14 protein-coding genes and 1 pseudogene are annotated in these 17,427 nt (G+C 71.2%); 6 read left to right on the top strand and 9 right to left on the bottom strand.

The features are described 5' to 3' along the window. The first annotated feature begins 13 nt into the window (after positions 1 to 13). The 3 genes from ACLJQM_RS35470 to ACLJQM_RS35460 are packed head-to-tail and all read left to right on the top strand — an operon-like array spanning position 14 to position 3,779. A complete protein-coding gene (locus tag ACLJQM_RS35470) occupies positions 14 to 1,801 on the top strand; it encodes a sensor histidine kinase (protein WP_410634705.1) in 1,788 nt (595 codons plus the stop codon). After that, positions 1,798 to 2,451: a response regulator transcription factor gene (locus ACLJQM_RS35465; RefSeq protein WP_410634704.1), complete on the top strand. Its 654-nt coding sequence runs from the start codon at positions 1,798 to 1,800 to the stop codon at positions 2,449 to 2,451. Before ACLJQM_RS35470 ends, ACLJQM_RS35465 begins: the two co-directional genes overlap by 4 nt. Before the next feature lie 23 nt (positions 2,452 to 2,474). Beyond that, the gene (locus tag ACLJQM_RS35460) at positions 2,475 to 3,779 is read left to right on the top strand and encodes an amidohydrolase family protein (protein ID WP_410634703.1); all 1,305 of its coding nucleotides are present in this window, start codon (positions 2,475 to 2,477) and stop codon (positions 3,777 to 3,779) included. 70 nt (positions 3,780 to 3,849) lie between these two features. Here the strand turns inward: ACLJQM_RS35460 and ACLJQM_RS35455 are convergent, their stop codons facing one another. The 5 genes and pseudogenes from ACLJQM_RS35455 to ACLJQM_RS35435 form a co-directional block, all read right to left on the bottom strand. Further along, complete coding sequence (locus ACLJQM_RS35455) at positions 3,850 to 4,527, bottom strand: SDR family oxidoreductase (RefSeq protein ID WP_410634702.1); 678 nt, start codon at positions 4,525 to 4,527, stop codon at positions 3,850 to 3,852. A gap of 13 nt (positions 4,528 to 4,540) precedes the next feature. Beyond that, entirely contained in the window at positions 4,541 to 6,136 is a 1,596-nt protein-coding gene (locus ACLJQM_RS35450; RefSeq protein WP_410634700.1) for an SdrD B-like domain-containing protein, read from the bottom strand. A 72-nt stretch (positions 6,137 to 6,208) separates the two neighbouring features. Further along, positions 6,209 to 8,265: pseudogene (locus tag ACLJQM_RS35445) on the bottom strand (PhoX family protein). Positions 8,266 to 8,373: 108 nt separating this feature from the next. After that, complete coding sequence (locus ACLJQM_RS35440; RefSeq protein WP_360778030.1) at positions 8,374 to 9,591, bottom strand: MFS transporter; 1,218 nt, start codon at positions 9,589 to 9,591, stop codon at positions 8,374 to 8,376. Continuing rightward, a complete protein-coding gene (locus ACLJQM_RS35435; RefSeq protein ID WP_247016441.1) occupies positions 9,581 to 10,039 on the bottom strand; it encodes a MarR family winged helix-turn-helix transcriptional regulator in 459 nt (152 codons plus the stop codon). The genes ACLJQM_RS35440 and ACLJQM_RS35435 overlap by 11 nt, the downstream gene beginning before the upstream one ends. A 66-nt stretch (positions 10,040 to 10,105) precedes the next feature. On the opposite strand from ACLJQM_RS35435, the gene ACLJQM_RS35430 reads away from it, so the two are divergent. After that, entirely contained in the window at positions 10,106 to 10,744 is a 639-nt protein-coding gene (locus tag ACLJQM_RS35430; RefSeq protein WP_247016439.1) for an HAD family hydrolase, read from the top strand. Here the strand turns inward: ACLJQM_RS35430 and ACLJQM_RS35425 are convergent. From ACLJQM_RS35425 to ACLJQM_RS35410, 4 genes are all read right to left on the bottom strand, one after another. Continuing rightward, entirely contained in the window at positions 10,710 to 11,432 is a 723-nt protein-coding gene (locus ACLJQM_RS35425) for a hypothetical protein (RefSeq protein WP_360778035.1), read from the bottom strand. The genes ACLJQM_RS35430 and ACLJQM_RS35425 overlap by 35 nt on opposite strands. Continuing rightward, positions 11,429 to 11,947 carry an RNA polymerase sigma factor gene (locus tag ACLJQM_RS35420; protein ID WP_247016435.1) on the bottom strand — a complete coding sequence of 173 codons (519 nt, stop codon included), beginning with the start codon at positions 11,945 to 11,947 and terminating at the stop codon, positions 11,429 to 11,431. The genes ACLJQM_RS35425 and ACLJQM_RS35420 overlap by 4 nt, the downstream gene beginning before the upstream one ends. A gap of 105 nt (positions 11,948 to 12,052) precedes the next feature. After that, on the bottom strand, positions 12,053 to 13,141 hold the full coding sequence (locus ACLJQM_RS35415; RefSeq protein WP_247016433.1) for an inositol-3-phosphate synthase: 1,089 nt from the start codon (positions 13,139 to 13,141) through the stop codon (positions 12,053 to 12,055). A gap of 72 nt (positions 13,142 to 13,213) precedes the next feature. Next, entirely contained in the window at positions 13,214 to 13,759 is a 546-nt protein-coding gene (locus tag ACLJQM_RS35410; RefSeq protein ID WP_086856499.1) for a PadR family transcriptional regulator, read from the bottom strand. A gap of 246 nt (positions 13,760 to 14,005) precedes the next feature. Between ACLJQM_RS35410 and ACLJQM_RS35405 the strand changes: the two genes are divergently transcribed. Continuing rightward, entirely contained in the window at positions 14,006 to 14,404 is a 399-nt protein-coding gene (locus tag ACLJQM_RS35405; protein ID WP_247016431.1) for a DUF5318 domain-containing protein, read from the top strand. 67 nt (positions 14,405 to 14,471) lie between these two features. After that, positions 14,472 to 17,204 (top strand): transglycosylase domain-containing protein, encoded by a 2,733-nt coding sequence (locus ACLJQM_RS35400; RefSeq protein WP_410634698.1) that lies wholly within the window; start codon positions 14,472 to 14,474, stop codon positions 17,202 to 17,204. Positions 17,205 to 17,427: the final 223 nt, after the last annotated feature.

The raw sequence follows: 17,427 nt of genomic DNA, 5'->3' as shown, positions 1-17,427 counted from the left end.
CTAACGTCACGTTGTGACCGCCGCGCCCCCTCCGAACACCCTCTACACGCGCACCGCCGCTCTCGTACGGCGCATCGGCGTGCCCACGGCCGTCCTCTTCGCCGCCCTGCTGTTCGACGTCGTCTTCACGACGCAGGCCGCGCTCGACGACAACGGCCCGCGCTTCGTCGACTTCGGGCTGCTGCCCGGCATCTTCGCGATGACGGCGTGCGCGGTGTGGGCCCAGAAGCGCGCGGCCGTCGCCGGCGTGGCCGGTGGCGCGGTGCTGGTGTTCTCCACCCTCTTCATCCACGCGTTCCACATCCCGCCGTACTCCAGCGTGCTGCCGAAGGTGACCATCACCGAGGTCGTGGCCGGGGTGCTGATGGTCTACTACGTCACCCGGCGGGCGCGCGCGGGCGTGGCGCTCTGCGTCGTGAGCTTCCTGGTCGTCGGGGGCCTGGTCGCCCTGTTCGGCCGGTACGGCGGGGTCGGCGACATCGACGGCGGTACGGCGACCCAGGGCCTGGTGTTCGGCCTGCTGCTGCTCATCGGGCCGGTCGTGCCGGCCATCGCGACCCGGGACCGCGGCCCCCAGGCCGATCCGCGGGTGCGCCGGCTGCGCCGGGTGAACGAGCTCGCGATGGGGCAGTGGCCGCTGATGGGCCTGCTCGGCTTCGCGCTGCTGTTCGAGTTCGGCTACACGTATTCGAGCAACGCCCGCGGCTTCCCGATCCTGTTCTGCTCGCTCGTCGCGGCCGCCATCGCGGTGCTCTCGCCGCGGCGGCCCGCGGACGCGCTCCTCGGCGTCGCCGGGATCCTGCTGCTGTCGGCGGTCGTGACGCCGTTCCTGCACCTGCGCTACGACTACCCGATGCCGGGCGGCGTGCCGTTCGTGCAGGTCATCGCCGCGATGGGCGTGGTGGTGAACGTGACCCGCGCCCGCGGCCTCAACGCGTCGTGGCCGCGGGTGTCGATCCTCTCCGGCGTCGTCGCGCTCGCCGCGATCCTCAACTCGGACAAGCCGTCGGGCCTGCAGACCGACCCGCAGACGCTGTCCGTCCTCGCCTTCGCCGCCGCGCTGCTGCTCGGCATCTCGATCGCCACCGGCCTGATGCTGCGCTCGCGGGACTCCGAGCGCACCACGGTCGTCAAGTCGGCGGTGGCCGACGCGCAGACGGCCGAGCGGATGGCGCTGGCCCGCGAGCTGCACGACGTCGTCGCCCACCACGTCACCGGCATCGTCGTCCAGGCGCAGGCCGCGCGGATGATGGCCGCGCAGAAGCCGGAGGTCGCCGTCGAGGCGATGGCCCGGATCGAGAACGCCGGGGTCGAGGCGCTCGCGGCGATGCGGCGGCTGGTCCGCTCGATGCGCGGGGACGCGCCGGCCGGGTCGAGCGAGTTCAGCGAACAGGCGACCACCGATCTGGGTGCCGACCTGCGGAAGCTGGTCGAGGGCGCCAACCACGGCGTGCCGACGTCGATGCACCTCGACCTGCCGCCGGACCTGCCGCACGAGGTCGGCCGCTCGGCGCTGCGGCTGGTGCAGGAGTCGCTGACGAACGTCGGCAAGCACGCGTCCGGCGCGACCGAGGCGTTCGTCGTGGCCGAGGTCCAGGGCCCCGAACTGCACCTGCGGGTGACGGACGACGGACGCGAACCGACGCACCGGCCGGCCGGCGGATCGGGCGGCTACGGTCTGGTCGGGATGCGTGAACGCGTCGCGTTGCTCAAAGGACGGCTGTCGGCCGGGCGTGGCCCGGACGGCGGCTGGCGGGTCGAAGCGTGGCTGCCGCTGGCCGCCGGGGAAGGGGACGAGTGATCCGGGTACTGATCGCCGACGACCAGGAAATGGTGCGGATGGGGTTCCGCATGATCCTGGACGCGCAGGACGACATCGAGGTCGTCGCCGACGTCGCGGACGGCGTCTCGGCGGTGTCGAAGGCCCGCGAGCTGCGCCCGGACGTCTGCCTGCTCGACATCCGCATGCCGGGCCTCGACGGCCTGGAGGTCACGCGCCAGCTGGCCGGGCCGGACGTGCACGATCCCTTGAAGGTCGTCGTGGTCACCACGTTCGACCTCGACGAGTACGTCCACACGGCGCTGCGCAACGGCGCCCACGGCTTCCTGCTCAAGGACGCCGGTCCGGCGCTGCTGATCGAGGCGGTCCGCGCGGCCGACCGCGGTGACGCGCTGGTGTCGCCGCAGATCACCATCCGGCTGCTCAAGCACTTCGACGGCGGTGGCGCGGTGAAGGCGCAGGTCGCGCCGCCGTCGGAGCCGCTGACCGCGCGGGAGATGGACGTCGTGCAGGCGGCCGCGCGCGGGCTGACGAACACCGAGATCGGCGCGGAGCTGTTCCTGTCCCTGTCCACGGTGAAGACGCACCTGGCGTCGGTGCAGGGCAAGATCGGCGCGCGGAACCGCGTCGAGATCGCGGCCTGGGCGTGGCGGAGTGGAGTCGTCTCGTAATCGAGGGTGCGTAGTATCCAGAGATGCAACGCCGTTTCCACGCCCCTGTCGTTCTCCCGGCCGACGCGTCCTGTTCGCTCCTGCGTGACGCGGTCGTCGATGTGGACGCCGATGGGCGCATTTCCCACTGCGGACCGGCGGCCACCGCCCCCGAGTCCGCCGCACCGGTCACCACCCTGACCGGCATCCTGCTGCCCGGCCTGGTCAACACGCACGCGCACAGCCCGATGACGCTGCTGCGCGGGATGGGCGGCGACCTCCCGCTGCTGCCCTGGCTCAACGAGATCATCTGGCCCGCCGAAGCGAAGCTGCGGCCGGAGGACATCCGCACCGGCATGCTGCTCGGCTCGGTCGAGATGCTGCGCCACGGCGTCACGACGAGCGCCGAGATGTACTTCGAAGGCGAGCAGCTGGTCGACGCGGTGCTCACCACCGGTGCCCGCGTGCTGGTGGCGCCGCCGGTGATGGAGCTGCCGGGCCTGGACTGGCGGGCCCAGCTGGCCGGCATCGAGCGCTGGATCGACACCGACGGCCTGCGCTTCGGCCACGGCGACCGCGTCGAGCTGGGCTACGGCCCGCACTCGGCGTACATGCTGTCGGCGGAAGCCCTGCGCGCGACGGCCGAATCGGCTGCTTCGCGGGGCGCGCTGATCCAGATCCACGTCGCCGAGGCGGCGGCGGAGGACACCGCGGTCCGCGCCTCGCACGGTTCGGTGCCCGCGCTGCTGAAAGAACTGGGCATGCTCGACGGCCGGGTGCTGGCGGCGCACGCGATCCACCTGTCGGACGACGACATCGCGCTGTTCGCGGCGCACGGCGTCGGCATGGCGCACTGCCCGGGCTCGAACGCGAAACTGGCCTCGGGCATCGCGCGGATCAAGGACCTGCGCGCGGCGGGCGTCGCGGTCGGCCTCGGCACCGACGGCCCGGCGTCGAACGACGACCTCGACCTGTGGGAAGAACTGCAGCTCACGGCCATGTTCGCCCGGCTGGCGACGGGCGACTCGACGGTGCTGACCGCGGCCGACGTCTTCCTGCTGGCGACCCGCGGCGGAGCTTCGGCACTGGGCCGCGACGACATCGGGGCGCTCGAGCCGGGCCGCTGGGCCGACCTGGTGCACATCGACCTCGACGACCCGGCGTTCGCGTGCGGCCTGGACGTGCCGGACGTGCAGCTGCTGTCGAACCTGGTGTGGGCGGCCGGCTCGCGGCGGGTCCGCGACGTGTGGGTCGCGGGCGAGCAGGTCGTGGCCGACGGCGAGTCGGTGAAGGTGGACCGGGCGAAGGTCCAGGCCGGCGTGGCCGAGACCGCCGCCCGCCTCCGCTAGAACGCCGCTTTCACGTGAAAGCGCCCACCTGGGGGCGGAGCTTTCACGTGAAAGCTCCGCTTCGGGCGGGTCAGCGGGGGCGGAGGGTGATGTCCGTCTGGTGGGCGTCCGGGGTGGCTGACACCGCTGTCACCACCGCGGTCGCCACCGAGTCCGCGCGCAGCAGGTGCGTGGTGTCGTAGTCGCGGCCTTCGCCCTTGAAGATCTCCTGCTGCATCTCGGTGTCCGTGCGGCCCGGGTACACCGACGTCACGCGGATGTCCTTCTCCTCTTCGCGCAGGGCGTCGGCGAAGGCGCGGACCGCGAACTTGCTCGCCGCGTACGGGGACCAGCCCGGGCGGGCGTTGAGGCCCGCGCCGGAGTTGATCACCACGACGTGGCCGCGGGCCGCGCGCAGGGCGGGGAGCAGCAGGCGGGTCAGTTCGACCACGGCGAGGGTGTTGACCTCGAAGTTGTCCCGCCACACGGCGGCGGAGGTGTCCTCGATCCGGGCGATGCGCGCGACGCCCGCCGAGTGGACCAAGACGTCCAGGGACTCGATGCCCGCGACCGCTTCGGCGAGCGACGCCGGGTTCGTCAGCTCCACCGGCCACGGCTTCGCGCCCGGGAGCTCCTTCGCCAGCGCGGACAGCGCTTCGGCGTCGCGGCCGCCGAGCAGCAGGCGGTGCGTCGGCGCGAGCTGGTGCGCGACCGCCGCGCCGATCCCGCGGGAGGCGCCGGTCACGAGGGCGAGAGGCAAGTCCGTCATACCCCCACCGTAACTAGGCGAAGCCGACGTCGACCGTGTGGTCGTCGCGCGCGCCGGGACCGAGCGTCCGGGGGTCCGCGCAGCCCGTCACCGGGTCCGCGTCGGAATCCTTCGCGTCGTCGCCGGCGTCCTTCTTCGTCGGCTTGTGCCCCTCCGCCGTGAAGCAGACCTGGTAGCTGCCGTCTTCGAGACCGGTGAAGGCGTACGCGCCGTCCGGGCCGGTGACGACGCTGACGCCGTTGCTCAGCACCGCCTTGACGCCGGCGAGACCGGGCTCGCCCGGGTCCTGCAGGCCGTTGCCGTCGGTGTCGGTCCAGGCGAAGTCGCCGATCCGGTTCGCCGGGGTGACCAGCCCGAGGTCGGCGCCGAAGTCCTCGTGGGACGGGCCGCCGACCGTGCGCGGCGCGGTGCAGCCGCCGGCGTCCGCGTCCGAATCGCGATCGTCGGCGCCGGCGTCCTGGCGGGTCGCGAGGTGGTCGGCCGGGATGGCGAAGCAGACCTGGTAGGTGCCGTCCTTCAGCTTCTCGAAGCCGTACTTCCCGGCGGCGTCCGTGGTCGCGGTGCCGACCGCGCCGCCCGCGCCGTCCTTCAGCGTCACCTTGACGCCGGCGACGCCGGGTTCGTCCGGGTCCTGGAGGCCGTCGCGGTTGCGGTCGGCCCAGACGAAGTCGCCGATCTTCGCGATCGACGGCGGCGGCAGGACGGTGATCGTCGCCGACGCGGTCTTGTCGCCGAGCGTGCCGCCCGGGTGGTGCACGCCGGTCACCTTCGCCGTGTTGACGTGCCCGTTGTCGGCCACCGTGAGGTCCGGGTGGTCGCAGGTCAGCTGCTTGTTCGCGCCCGCGGCCAGCGTGAACGGCTCGACCGGTGCCGGGCACCACGGGTCCTGCACCGCGATCCCGGTCAGGTCCTCGGTGCCGTCGTTCGTCACGGTGATCCGGTAGTGCGCGGTTTCGCCCGCGGTGACCGTGGCGAACGAGCCCCACGCGCCGGTCGCCGGGTTCTGCACTTCCTTCTTCACCGAGTACGCGGCCAGCTTGAGGTCGACGCAGTCCCAGCGCAGCCGCTCCAGGCTGGTGGTGGTGAAGAACTTGACCGCGGTGGCCTTCGCCGGCGCGGTCGCGGCCGGGAAGTCCTGCCGGGCCAGCCGGCCGTCGCCCGCGTAGTGGTCGACGGCGAGCTTGCTTTCCTGCACCTGCGCGCCGGTCGCGTCGAAGAACCGCAGGCCGGTGGCCGCGCCGTTGCCCGGCGCGTGCGAAGCGGTCCAGACGCTCAGCGTGTAGACGCCGCCGGGGACGAACTTCTCGGTCTGGACGGCGGTGCTGGGCTTGCCGTCCGGGGTCTGGACGAGCGCCGAGCGCTGCCCGTCGACGGCGTACGCCTGGTCGGTCAGCAGCTTCGGCGCCTTCGCGGCCGGCGTCCCGGGCGGGACCGGCGCGGCCGGGGTGAACACGTACCCGTCGGGGGCGCCGTTGCGCGCGGTCTCCTCGACGCTCGGGTTGGCGGCCACCCCGCCGCACGACGGCGGCGGCTCCGCGGCGGCCGCGGGTGCGACCGTCCCCGAGAGCGCCACCACCGCCACTGCCACCACGCGCGCCGAACGGACCATGTCTCGACTATGGCGCGTGCCACCGGCCCCCACCGGCCGAGAACCGTCCACTTCAGAGTGAACCTGGGCCCGTCAGCGCTCGCCGATGCGGCCCGGCAGGCCGAAGCGGCCCTTCTTCCACACCGAGACGAGCGACGGCCGCGGCTGCGCCGTGCCGCCGTCCGGCCAGTGCGACGTCGGGTTCGCCGAGCTCGCCGCGTTCTCGCCGGGGTGCTGGACCGCGACGAGCACCACGTGGTCGGTGACGTTCGGGCCGCACGTCTCGGCGCCCGGCGGCACCGACAGGAACTGCTTGACGTGCCCGCGCTCCGGCCCGGTGACCGGCACCGAGAACAGGCCGTCGTTCGCGCCGAGCGCGTTGCCGTCGGTGGAGATCCACAGGTTGCCGTGGCGGTCGAAGGTCACGTTGTCCGGGCAGGAGATCGGGCTGACCTGCTCTTGTCGAAGCCGCCGTAGTAGGTGTCGGCCGCGGCCGGGTCGCCGCAGACGAGCAGCAGCCGCCAGGAGAACCTCGTCGAGGCCGCGTCACCGCGGTGCTCTTCCCACTCCAGGATCTGGCCGTTCTTGTTGGCCACGCGGGGGTTCACCTCGTCGACGCCGGCCTTGCCCGCCGCGCCGCGGTCGGAGTTGTTGGTCAGCGCCGCGTAAACCCGGCCGTTGACCGGGTTCGGCTCGATGTCCTCCGGGCGGTCCATCTTCGTGGCCGCGACCTTGTCGGCCGCCTGCCGGGTGAAGACGTAGACCTCTTCGGCGGTGAATCCGTCCACAAAGGACTTGTTCCCGCTCGCCAGCGGGAGCCATTCGCCGGCGCCGTCGAACTCGCCGTCGGCCGGGAGCTTTCCGGTGCCGTCGATCTCCGGAAGCGGGCTGTCGCCGGTGAACCGGGCGACGTACAGCGTGCCCTCGTCGAGCAGGGCCGAGTTGTGCCGCCGCGCGTGCGCGCTCTTGCCCGGCTTGTACTTGCCCTTCGAGACGAACTTGTAGATGTACTCGAAGCGCTCGTCGTCCCCGGTGTACGCGGCGACGCGGCCGTCGGCGGTGATCTTGATGTTGGCGCCCTCGTGCTTGAGGCGCCCGAGCGCGGTGTGCTTGATGGGTGTCGACGTCGGGTCGTTCGGGTCGATCTCGACGACCCAGCCGAACCGGTTCGGCTCGTTCGGCTCCTGCGCGACGTCCCAGCGCTTGTCGAACCGCTCCCACTTGCGGGTGCTCGCGCCGGTGCCGATGGCGTACCGCTTCAGCCGCGCGGCTTCGACCGGGTCGGTGACCTTCTCCGAGTTGGCGAAGTACTGGTGGATGTTCTCCTCGCCGGAAAGCACTGTGCCCCACGGCGTCACGCCGCCGGAGCAGTTGTTCTGCGTGCCGCGGACCCTGCGCCCGCTCGGGTCGGCCGACGTCTTCAGGTACTTCGACCCGGCGGCCGGGCCGCGCACCTCGAAGATCGTGTCGAGCGTGATGCGGCGGGCGTACCGGCTCGGCACGACCTCGAGGCCGCCGTGGACGGGGTCACGGCGGGTCAGCAGCACCGACAGGCCGTGCGCCGCCCAGGCGATCTTCACCTGCTCCTCGGTCGGGTTCGCCGGGTCGTACTGGTCGGCCGGGAACAGGTGCACCTCGGCGGTGTACTCGTGGTTCACGACGAGCAGGTTGGTCAGGCCCAGCGGGTCCTGCGGGAGCAGGCCGACGAAGTCGTTGTTGTAGCCGAACTGCTTCGCCTGCGCGGCCGCGGTCTGCTTCGTGAAGTCGAACGCCGGGGCACCCGGCACCACCGGGTCGCCCCAGCGGATGACGACGCGCTGGGCGTAGCCGTCCGGGACGACGACCGCGTCGAGCTTGTTCGACGGGACCGGGTCGAAGTCGGTGCCGGGCACCGGACGTGGCGGCTTCCGCGCGGGCGCGGCGGCCGCGGTCCCCGAAAGCGCCGCGAACCCGCCCGCGGCGGCGGCCATCACGGCGCCGGCCTTGAAGGCCCCGCGGCGGGAGATGTCCTTCACGACGTCGCCGAAGTACTCGTTCCCGGACTCGTTCGGCTCGGGGTGGGCACAGGCGTTGCCACAGCGGTATTCGCAGGTGATCGGGGAGCGGCCGCTCGGGTGGACGGGCAGGAGCGGAAGCAGACGGTCGGGCACGAGGCCTCCAGGGTGGGAGTTCGGGAACGAACCGACCGTAAGCCTCCCAAACCAGCCATTCCAGACATACAGGTGAACGGCGGGTGTACGGCTAGCCCGAACGGCGGGTCAGAACTCCTCGCCGACGAGCACCGCTTCCGCCGGCACGGTGTGCGGGTCCGCCTTCTTCTCCCGCAGCGAGAGCAGGACACCGGCGACGACGCACAGGATGGCCGACACGACGAACGGTGCCTGCGGCGAACCGAACCACTCGGCGACGTGCCCGACCAGCGTCGCGGCCACCGCGCCGCCCAGCCAGCGGCAGAAGTTGTAGCCCGCGCTCGCGACCGGGCGCGGCGCGTCGCTGATCGACATCGCGGTGCCGGTGAACAGCGTGTTCAGCAGGCCGGAGACCAGCCCGGAGACGATGATCCCGACGACCAGGACCGGCTTGCTCGGCACGGCGAGCACCAGCATCAGCACGGCGTAGCCGAAGACGGCGGCCGCGGCGGCGTGCCGTTCGCCGAGCTTGGCGGCCAGCCGCGGGGCCAGCGCGACCCCCGCGACCGCGACGCACAGGCCCCAGCCGCAGAAGATCAGCCCGACGGCGATGGCGCTCCAGCCGAGGACGAACGGCGACCAGGCCAGCACCGCGAAGAAGGCGGCGGTGTAGAGCGCCGAGGCGACGGAGGTGCGCAGCAGACCGGTGTGCTTCAGCGCGCGAAGCGGGTCGAGCAGCTTGATCGGGTCACGCTTCTCGTGCTTGTCGCTCTTCAGGAACACCGCGCACAGCACGAGCGCGCCGGCCATCAGGATCGCGGTGCCGACGAACGGGCCGCGCCACGAGATGCTGCCGAGCAGCGCGCCCAGCAGCGGGCCGACCGACAGGCCGACACCCAACGCGGCTTCGTAGAGCAGGATCGCGCCGGACTGGCCGCCGGTCGCGGCGCCGACGATCACCGAAAGCGCCGTCGCGATGAAGAACGCGTTGCCGAGGCCCCAGACCGCGCGCAGCCCGACGAGCTGCTCGATCGACCCGGCGGCCGCGCACAGGGCGGTGGCCGCGACGATCAGCGTCAGCCCGACCAGCACCGTGCGCTTGGGCCCGAACTTCGCGCTCGCCGCGCCGGTCACCAGCATCGCGATGACCTGGACGCCGAGGTAGGACGAGAAGAGCAGGGTGACCTGCGACGGCGTCGCGTCCAGGCCCTTGGCGATGGACAGCAGGATCGGGTCGACCAGGCCGATCCCCATGAAGGCGATGACCGCGGCGAACGCGGTGATCCACACCTGCTTGGGCTGACCCTTGACCGCGTCCAGCAGGCTCGAGTGGTGTTCAGCGCTCATCGCTGATCAGTTCCTCCTTCTTGGTGTCGACGAGCAATTTGGCGAGAGCCGGCAGGGCGGCTTCGATCGCGGCGCGGTCGGTGTCGTCCATGGCGATGAGCCGCTCGCGGAGGAACTCCTCCCGGGCGGCCACCGTCTCGGCGTAGAAGCGGCGACCCTCGTCGGTGACGTCCACGAGCACCGCGCGGCCGTCGGCGGGGTCCGGGCGGCGGACCGCCAGGCCGAGCCGTTCGAGCCGGCCGACGACGTCGGTCATCGACGGCAGCTTGACCTGCTCGAACTCGGCCAGCGCGCTCATCCGCCGCGGACCGCCGTTGACCAGCTCGCTCAGCACCGACCCCTGGGTGAGGGTCAGCGACAGCTGCGGGGTCTGGCGGCGCACCTGGTGGTACAGCCGGAAGACCAGCGGCCGCAGCCGGTGGGCGAGGTCGGCGATCGGGGAAGTCACTTAGCCAGGCTAACAAAAATTAGTAAGGGTGGCTAAGTAACTCCTCTCACAAGCTAGGCTCGGGGCATGGACGCGGTGATCTTCGACCTCGACGGCGTGCTGGTGGATTCCGAGCGGATCTGGGACGAGGTGCGGCGCGCGGTCGTCGCCGAGCACGGGGGCACCTGGCGCGAGGAGGCGACCCGGGCGCAGCAGGGGATGAGCACCCCGGAATGGGCCCGCTACCTGGTGGAAGAGCTCGGCGCGCGGACGACCCCGGCCGAGATCGCGACGATCGTCGTCAAGCGGATGGCCGCCCGGTACGCCGCGGAACCGCCGCTGATCCCGGGTGCCGTGGACGTCGTGCGGCAGGTGTCGGCGCGCTGGCCGGTGGCGATCGCGAGCTCGTCGCCGGTGATCCTGATCAAGGGCTTCCTCGACGTGACCGGCCTCCCGGTCGGCGCGGCGGTGTCGTCCGAGCAGGTCGGCGCCGGCAAACCGGCACCGGACGTCTACCTGCGGGCGGCCGAGCTGCTGGGCGTGGCCCCGGAGGACTGCGCCGCCGTGGAGGACACGACGAACGGGCTCCGGTCCGCGCTGGCGGCGAAGATGGCCGTGTACGCGGTGCCGAACCCGCACTTCCCGCCGGATCCCGAGGTGCTCGCGCAGGCGACGGCGGTGGTGGCGGAGATCACCGGCTTGCCGGGTGCGCTGGGCCTGGGTTGACGTCGTAGCGCACCGGCGGTGACCCCGGCTTGACGTCGGCGAGGTAGACGCGGTCGCGCCCCAGCGTGCCGACCTCCTTGGCCGAGCTCAGGTCGCCGGCCCCGTCGTAGAGGCGCAGCACCCGCACCGACGGGTCGGCGAGGTAGACCGCCTTGCCGGCCGGCAGCGGGCCACCGGGCTTGCCGACGTACCCGGCCCGCACGACGCCGTCCGCCAGCGGGACGCACGACGGCGACTCGATGCCGTACTGCGCGCCGCCGCCGTGGGTCAGCCCCTTGACGAACGCCGAGACGCAGAGCAGCGGCCGGCCCGCGGGGTCCTGGGGGTTGAGCGCGAAGGAGGTCCAGGCTTCCGTCTGGCCCGCGAAGTCGGTGAGGGCGACCGGCTCACCGCCGCCGCTCAGGTTCGCCGGCGTGATCTCGGGGGTGGCGAGCACCAGGTCCTGCCCCGGGCGCGTCGCCGGCTCCGGCGGCGGCGACTGGGCCGTGGTGACCTGGGTGACGATCGAGACGCTGGTCAGCACCACCAGCACGGCGGCCAGCGGCGCGATCCACACGGCGGCCCGGCGGCGGCGGTGCGGCCGGCGCTGCCTGCGCTGCTGCTCCGCCCAGGCCGCGTCGAGGTTGGGCGCGACCTCCGCCGCCTGGTCCCGCAGTGCGTCGGCCAGCTTGCGTTCGAGGTCGGTCATCGCTCACCTCCCAGGTCGTCCCCCAAGTGCTTGCGCAGGTTCTCCATCGCGTGGTGGGTGGTCGCCTTCACGGTGCCGGGCGAGATGCCGAGCGTCTCCGCGATGGCCGCCGTGCTCAGGTCCAGCCAATACCTCAGCACGAGGACCTCGCGCTGTCGCCTCGAGAGCTTTTCCAGCACCGCGCGCAGCTGCTGGTGCTCCCAGTTGGCGACCGCCCTGACCTCGGCCGACAGCTCGTCCGGCGGCCGGTCCTGCGGGGTGCGCCGGACCACGCGCAGGTGGCGCGTGCGCGACCGCGACATGTTCACCACGGTCGTGCGCAGGTAGCCGGCCACCCGGGTGTGGTCGCTGAGCGAGTCCCAGCGCTGGTGGAGCTTGACGAAGGCCTCTTGGGCGACGTTCTCGCCGTCGTCCGCGCCGAGCAGGTGCGCCAGCCGGGTCATCTGGCCGAAGTACTCCCGGAACAGGTCGTGGAAGGTCGGCGCGCCCAGGTCCCCCGGCACGCTTTCGCCCACGCTCGCACTCACACCCCGCCAACGCGCGCCCCGCCCCACCGGTTTAGTGCACCACGCCAAAAAGGCCGCCACCAGCGGTGACGGCCTTCTTGGAGCAGGTCTGTCCTACCGCTCGATCTCGCCGCGGATGAACTTCTCGACGGCGTCGCGCGCGGTCGAGTCGTCGTACTGCTCCGGCGGCGACTTCATGAAGTAGGAGGAGGCCGACAGGATCGGACCGCCGATGCCGCGGTCCTTCGCGATCTTCGCCGCGCGGACCGCGTCGATGATGATGCCCGCCGAGTTCGGCGAGTCCCACACCTCGAGCTTGTACTCCAGGTTCAGCGGCACGTCGCCGAAGGCGCGGCCCTCGAGCCGGACGTAGGCCCACTTGCGGTCGTCGAGCCACTGCACGTAGTCCGACGGTCCGATGTGGACGTTGCCCTTGCCGAGGTCGCGGTCGACCTGCGAGGTGACGGCCTGGGTCTTCGAGATCTTCTTCGACTCGAGCCGCTCGAGCTCCTTCATGTTCAGGAAGTCCATGTTCCCGCCCACGTTGAGCTGCATCGTCCGGTCGAGCTGGACGCCGCGGTCCTCGAACAGCTTCGCCAGCACGCGGTGCGTGATGGTGGCGCCGACCTGGGACTTGATGTCGTCGCCGACGATCGGGACGCCGGCGTCTTCGAACTTCTTCGCCCACTCGGGGTCGGAGGCGATGAACACGGGCAGCGCGTTGACGAACGCCACGCCGGCGTCGATCGCGGCCTGGGCGTAGAACTTGTCCGCCACCTCGGAGCCGACGGGCAGGTACGACACGAGCACGTCGGCCTCGGCCTCGCGCAGCGCCGCGACGATGTCGACCGGGGTCTCGTCGGACTCCTCGATCGTCTCGCGGTAGAAGCGGCCGAGGCCGTCGTGGGTGTGGCCGCGCTGGACGGTGACGCCGAGCGGCGGCACGTCGGCGATCTTGATGGTGTTGTTCTCCGAGGCGAAGATCGCCTCGGACAGGTCGCGGCTGACCTTCTTGGCGTCCACGTCGAACGCGGCGACGAACTCGATGTCGCGGACGTGGTACCCGCCGAAGTCGACGTGCATCAGACCGGGGACGCGGGTGGCCGGGTCCGCGTCGCGGTAGTACTGGACTCCCTGGACCAGCGACGCCGCGCAGTTGCCGACGCCCACGATGGCCACCCGTACGCGGCGGTTCTCGCCCATGGGGGTTTCTCCTTCAATCCGTGTCTGTTCAGTAGGTCAGGTGCCGCGACGCTGCGGCCCGCGCCGGGCGGCTCAGGTTTCCGGACCCTGCCGCTCGGCTTGTTCGTGCGCGATCAGCTCGTTGAGCCAGCGCACCTCCCGCTCGCTGGTCTCCAGCCCGAGCCGGTGCAGCTCGCGGGTGTAGCGATCGATCTTCTCCTCGGCCCGCGACAGCGCCGCCCGCAATCCCTCGCGGCGCTCCTCGACCCGGCGGCGGCGGCCCTCGAGGATCCGCATCCGCACGTCGGCCGGGGTGCGCGAGAAGAAGGCCAGGTGAACACCGAAGCCTTCGTCGTCCCAGGTCTGCGGCCCGGCGTCGCCGAGCAGCTCACCGAAGCGCTCCTTGCCCTCCGCGGTGAGCTTGTAGACCCGCCGTCCGCGCCGCGACCACGCCCGGTCGTCGGCCTCGTCCAGCTCTTCGACCAGGTACCCGGCCCGCAGCAGCTTCCGCAGGGTCGGGTACAGCGAGCCGTACGAGAACGTCCGGAGCGTGCCGAGCGTCTCGTGCAGCCGCTTGCGCAGCACGTACCCGTGCATGGGCGCTTCGTGCAGAAGACCCAGGATCGCGAACTCCAGCACACCGCACCCCCTTCCGGGAACAAACCGGGGCGACGGACGTTGCTCCGAACGGGTCGCCTCGATCCAACCTACTCAGCCACTATATCGCGCCGATACATCGAAGTGGCGAAGCTAACCTCGACCGTCTACTCAGTGCGGGCGAAATTCACCGGAGAGTTATCGAACGTCCGGCGTGTCCGCCCCGGTCGGGCACTTGGTCGCGCTAGGGGGCGTGGACCACACAGGAAGAGCCCGTACTCTGTCCTGGTGATTAACCAGCGGCAGGTCGTGGACTACGCGTTGCAGCGCCGTGCGCTGCTCGCCGAAGTCCGCTCCGGGCGCGTCGGCGGCTACGAAGCCTGCGACGCGAGCCCGTACCTGCTGCGGGCGGCGAAGTTCCACGGCCGGGCCGGTGACCAGCCCTGCCCGATCTGCCGCCAGGAACCGCTGACCCTGGTGTCCTGGGTCTACGGTGACGAACTCAAGCACGTCGCGGGTTCGGCGAGGACACCCGAAGAGCTGGCCAGGATGGCCGGCATGTTCGCCGAGTTCACCGTGTACGACGTCGAAGTGTGCCGGGCGTGCCACTGGAACCACCTGGTCCGGTCGTACGTCCTCGGTACGGGGGAGCCGGCCGACGGTCCACGGAGGACCGCGGGCCGGTGAGCTGGAACACAACCGCTGAAGAGCGCAGAACGGCGCGCTACCGGGCGCCGGTCTGGGAGGCCCATTCGTGAACGACGACCGCAACCGCTCCTGGCCCGGCCAGGAGCCAGATGCACCTCGCCGTGCCCAGTCCGGCCAGTGGCCGGGGGAAGACCCCGGACCGGCGTGGCCCGGCGAAGAAGCCCCCCGCCGACCTCAGCGCAACACCCCGCCCCGCGGCAACCCGCGTGGCGGCGGTGGCGCGCCCGAGTGGCCGTCCGGCGACGAAGGCGGCCCGCAGTGGCCGGGTGAAGAGCCGCCCCGGCGACCGCAGCGTCCCCGCGGGCAGCAGGGCATGCCGCCGCGGCGGGCCGTCCCGCCGACCGGGCAGCGTCCCCAGCAGGGCCCGCCCGCTTCGCCGCCGGAGGGTTTCCGCCAGCCGCGCGGCGGCCGGCCGGTGCCGCCCCCGGGCCGTGAGCCGGACCTCATCACCCACCACGCGCACAACGGCACCGACGACTTCGGGCGCGACCCGTACGACGACGGCTACGAGGACGCCGCGTTCAACGAGTTCGCCGACGACGTCGAGCCCCAGGACGAGCTCGACGGAAAGGGCAAGCGGATCCTGACGCCGGCGCAGAAGAAGAAGCGCCGCTGGAAGATCGTCCGGCGGGTGGCGTATGCCTTCGTCGGCCTGTTCTTCGTGGTCCCCGCGATCGCGTTCGTCATCACGTACTTCCTGGTCGACGTGCCGACGCCGGAGAGCATCAAGTCGCTGCAGAACCAGCCGATCACCTACTACGACGCCGGCAACCAGGTGATGGGCCGCGAGCTCCCGCCGGGCGGCGACCGCCAGCTGCTCAAGCCGGGCGAGGTCCCCGACGTCGTCAAGCACGCCGTGTACTCGGCGGAAGACGCGACGTTCGAGACCAACTCGGGCTTCGACGTCACCGGCATCCTGCGCGCGGTCTGGAACCAGGTGTCCGGTGGCCAGGGCGGTGGTTCGACCATCTCCCAGCAGTACATCAAGCAGGCCACGCAGAACGACGCCCCGACGCTGACCCGCAAGTGGACCGAGCTGGCGAAGTCGTTCAAGATGAACAACCAGCAGTCCAAGGAAGAGATCATCACTTCCTACCTGAACATCGTCTACTTCGGCCGCGGCGCGAACGGCATCCAGGCGGCCGCGAAGGCGTACTTCAACAAGGACGCGAAGGACCTCAACGCGTCCGAAGCCTCGTTGCTGGCCGGCCTGATCCAGGGCCCCGGCCGCTCGGAGAACCAGAAGTACGCTCTGCAGCGCTGGACGTACGTGATGGACCAGATGGTCGCCAACAAGTGGCTGCGGGCGGACGAGCGCACCGCCGCCCAGTTCCCGACGCCGATCGCGAAGAACGCGAACAAGGAGGAAAACTCCGGGAAGATGACCTACCAGCTCCAGCAGCGGATCAAGGACGAGCTGGCGGCGAAGGGTTACGACGAGAACAGGCTGTTCTCGACCGGAGCGAAGATCTACACCACGATCGACCCGGCGGCGCAGGCCGCGGCGGAGCAGGCCTCCCAGGAGGGCATGAAGGGCCAGACCGACGAGAACCTGCTCAACGCGCTGGTCGCGGTCAACCCGAAGAACGGCGGCGTGATCGCCTACTACGGCGGGCCGGAGCTGGTGAAGGACGCGAACGGCAAGGACCAGATCGGCCAGGACCGGGCGAACCAGGCGCGGAACCCGGGTTCGTCGATGAAGGCGTTCGACCTCGCGGCGTTCCTCAAGATGGGCAAGGGCCTCGGCGAGACGTTCGACGGCTCGAACAACCGGGTGCTCGGCGGCCGCACGGTCCGAAACGCGGGTGACAGCGCGAGCTGCGGCAAGGACTGCACCGTCGCGAAAGCGATGGAGATCTCGGCGAACACCGTGTTCTACGACATGGTCCTGAACGTGACGAAGCCGTCGCGGGTCGCGGAAGCGGCGAAGGAAGCCGGGGTCAAGGTCGCGCCGGACGGCAAGAGCGTCCTCTACACCGACGACAACAACATCTCGCTCGGCGGTGGTGGCACGGCCGTGACGCCGGAGGACATGGCGGCGGCGTACGCGTCGTTCGCCAACGGCGGCACCTACCACGAGCAGCACTTCGTCTCGAAGCTCACGAACAAGCAGGACGAAGTCGAGTTCGACGAGAACAACATCAAGACCAACCCGGCGTTCTCCGACGACGCGGCCAAGAGCCAGCAGATCGCCGGCAACCTCACCGAGGCGCTGGTGCCGGTCATCGATCACTCGAAGCTGAAGTGCCCGACCGGCCACGAGTGCGCCGGCAAGACCGGTACGCAGCAGTACACCGCCAAGGACGACGACCCGGCGGCGTACAAGGACCGCAACGCGCAGACCTGGATGGTCGGCTACACCCCGTCGGTGTCGGCCGCGGTCTGGGTCGGCGGCGACGGCAACAAGCCGCTGCACGACCCGAAGAACAAACCGATCTTCGGTGCGACCATCGCCGGTCCGACGTGGCAGAACTTCATGAACCTCTACCTCAAGGGCAAACCGGCGGAGAAGTTCGACAAGGTCGCGCCGATCGGCAAGGACGTCAACGACGTGACCACGACGCCGACGAAGCCGCCGGAAACGCCGACCACGACGACCCCGCCGACCACCACGGAGTCGTCGCCCAGCACCGAGCCGACGAAGACCGACACGGAAACGCCGACGTCGCGGACCCGGCCGACCCGGCCCGGACCTGGCGAAACGCCGACGTTCCCGCTGGGCAACAACCAGGGTGGTGGTGGCGGAGTCGCTGCTCCACCGGGCGCCGGCCCGGGCTAGCCCCCTCAGGGCCCTCCGCGATCGCGCGGAGGGCCCTGAGTCGTTTTCGGGGTGATCACCGGCAACCCGGCGGGGTGCTGCGCGTCCATTCCTAAAGGGGTGGCGGTTGTCGCTGCCCGCGAACCTGGAGGACTGCCCCGTGCCCGACGATCGATCCCGCTCCTGGCCGCCGGGCCAGGGTCCTGATCCGCGCCGTCGTGGGCCGTCCGGACCGCAGGGCCCG

Origin of the sequence: Amycolatopsis sp. cmx-4-83 (assembly GCF_046548815.1) — a bacterium.
GTDB lineage: Bacteria > Actinomycetota > Actinomycetes > Mycobacteriales > Pseudonocardiaceae > Amycolatopsis > Amycolatopsis pretoriensis_A.
The sequence above is the reverse complement of the archived record's forward strand: the minus strand, read 5'-3'. Positions and strand labels throughout refer to the sequence as shown.

Bases quoted from the DNA above. Each gene is read 5' to 3' on its own strand.
- ACLJQM_RS35460 (WP_410634703.1), top strand. From the start codon at position 2,475: ATGCAACGCCGTTTCCACGCCCCTGTCGTTCTCCCGGCCGACGCGTCC.
- ACLJQM_RS35455 (WP_410634702.1), bottom strand. From the start codon at position 4,527: ATGACGGACTTGCCTCTCGCCCTCGTGACCGGCGCCTCCCGCGGGATC.
- ACLJQM_RS35450 (WP_410634700.1), bottom strand. From the start codon at position 6,136: ATGGTCCGTTCGGCGCGCGTGGTGGCAGTGGCGGTGGTGGCGCTCTCG.
- ACLJQM_RS35440 (WP_360778030.1), bottom strand. From the start codon at position 9,591: ATGAGCGCTGAACACCACTCGAGCCTGCTGGACGCGGTCAAGGGTCAG.
- ACLJQM_RS35430 (WP_247016439.1), top strand. From the start codon at position 10,106: ATGGACGCGGTGATCTTCGACCTCGACGGCGTGCTGGTGGATTCCGAG.
- ACLJQM_RS35425 (WP_360778035.1), bottom strand. From the start codon at position 11,432: ATGACCGACCTCGAACGCAAGCTGGCCGACGCACTGCGGGACCAGGCG.
- ACLJQM_RS35415 (WP_247016433.1), bottom strand. From the start codon at position 13,141: ATGGGCGAGAACCGCCGCGTACGGGTGGCCATCGTGGGCGTCGGCAAC.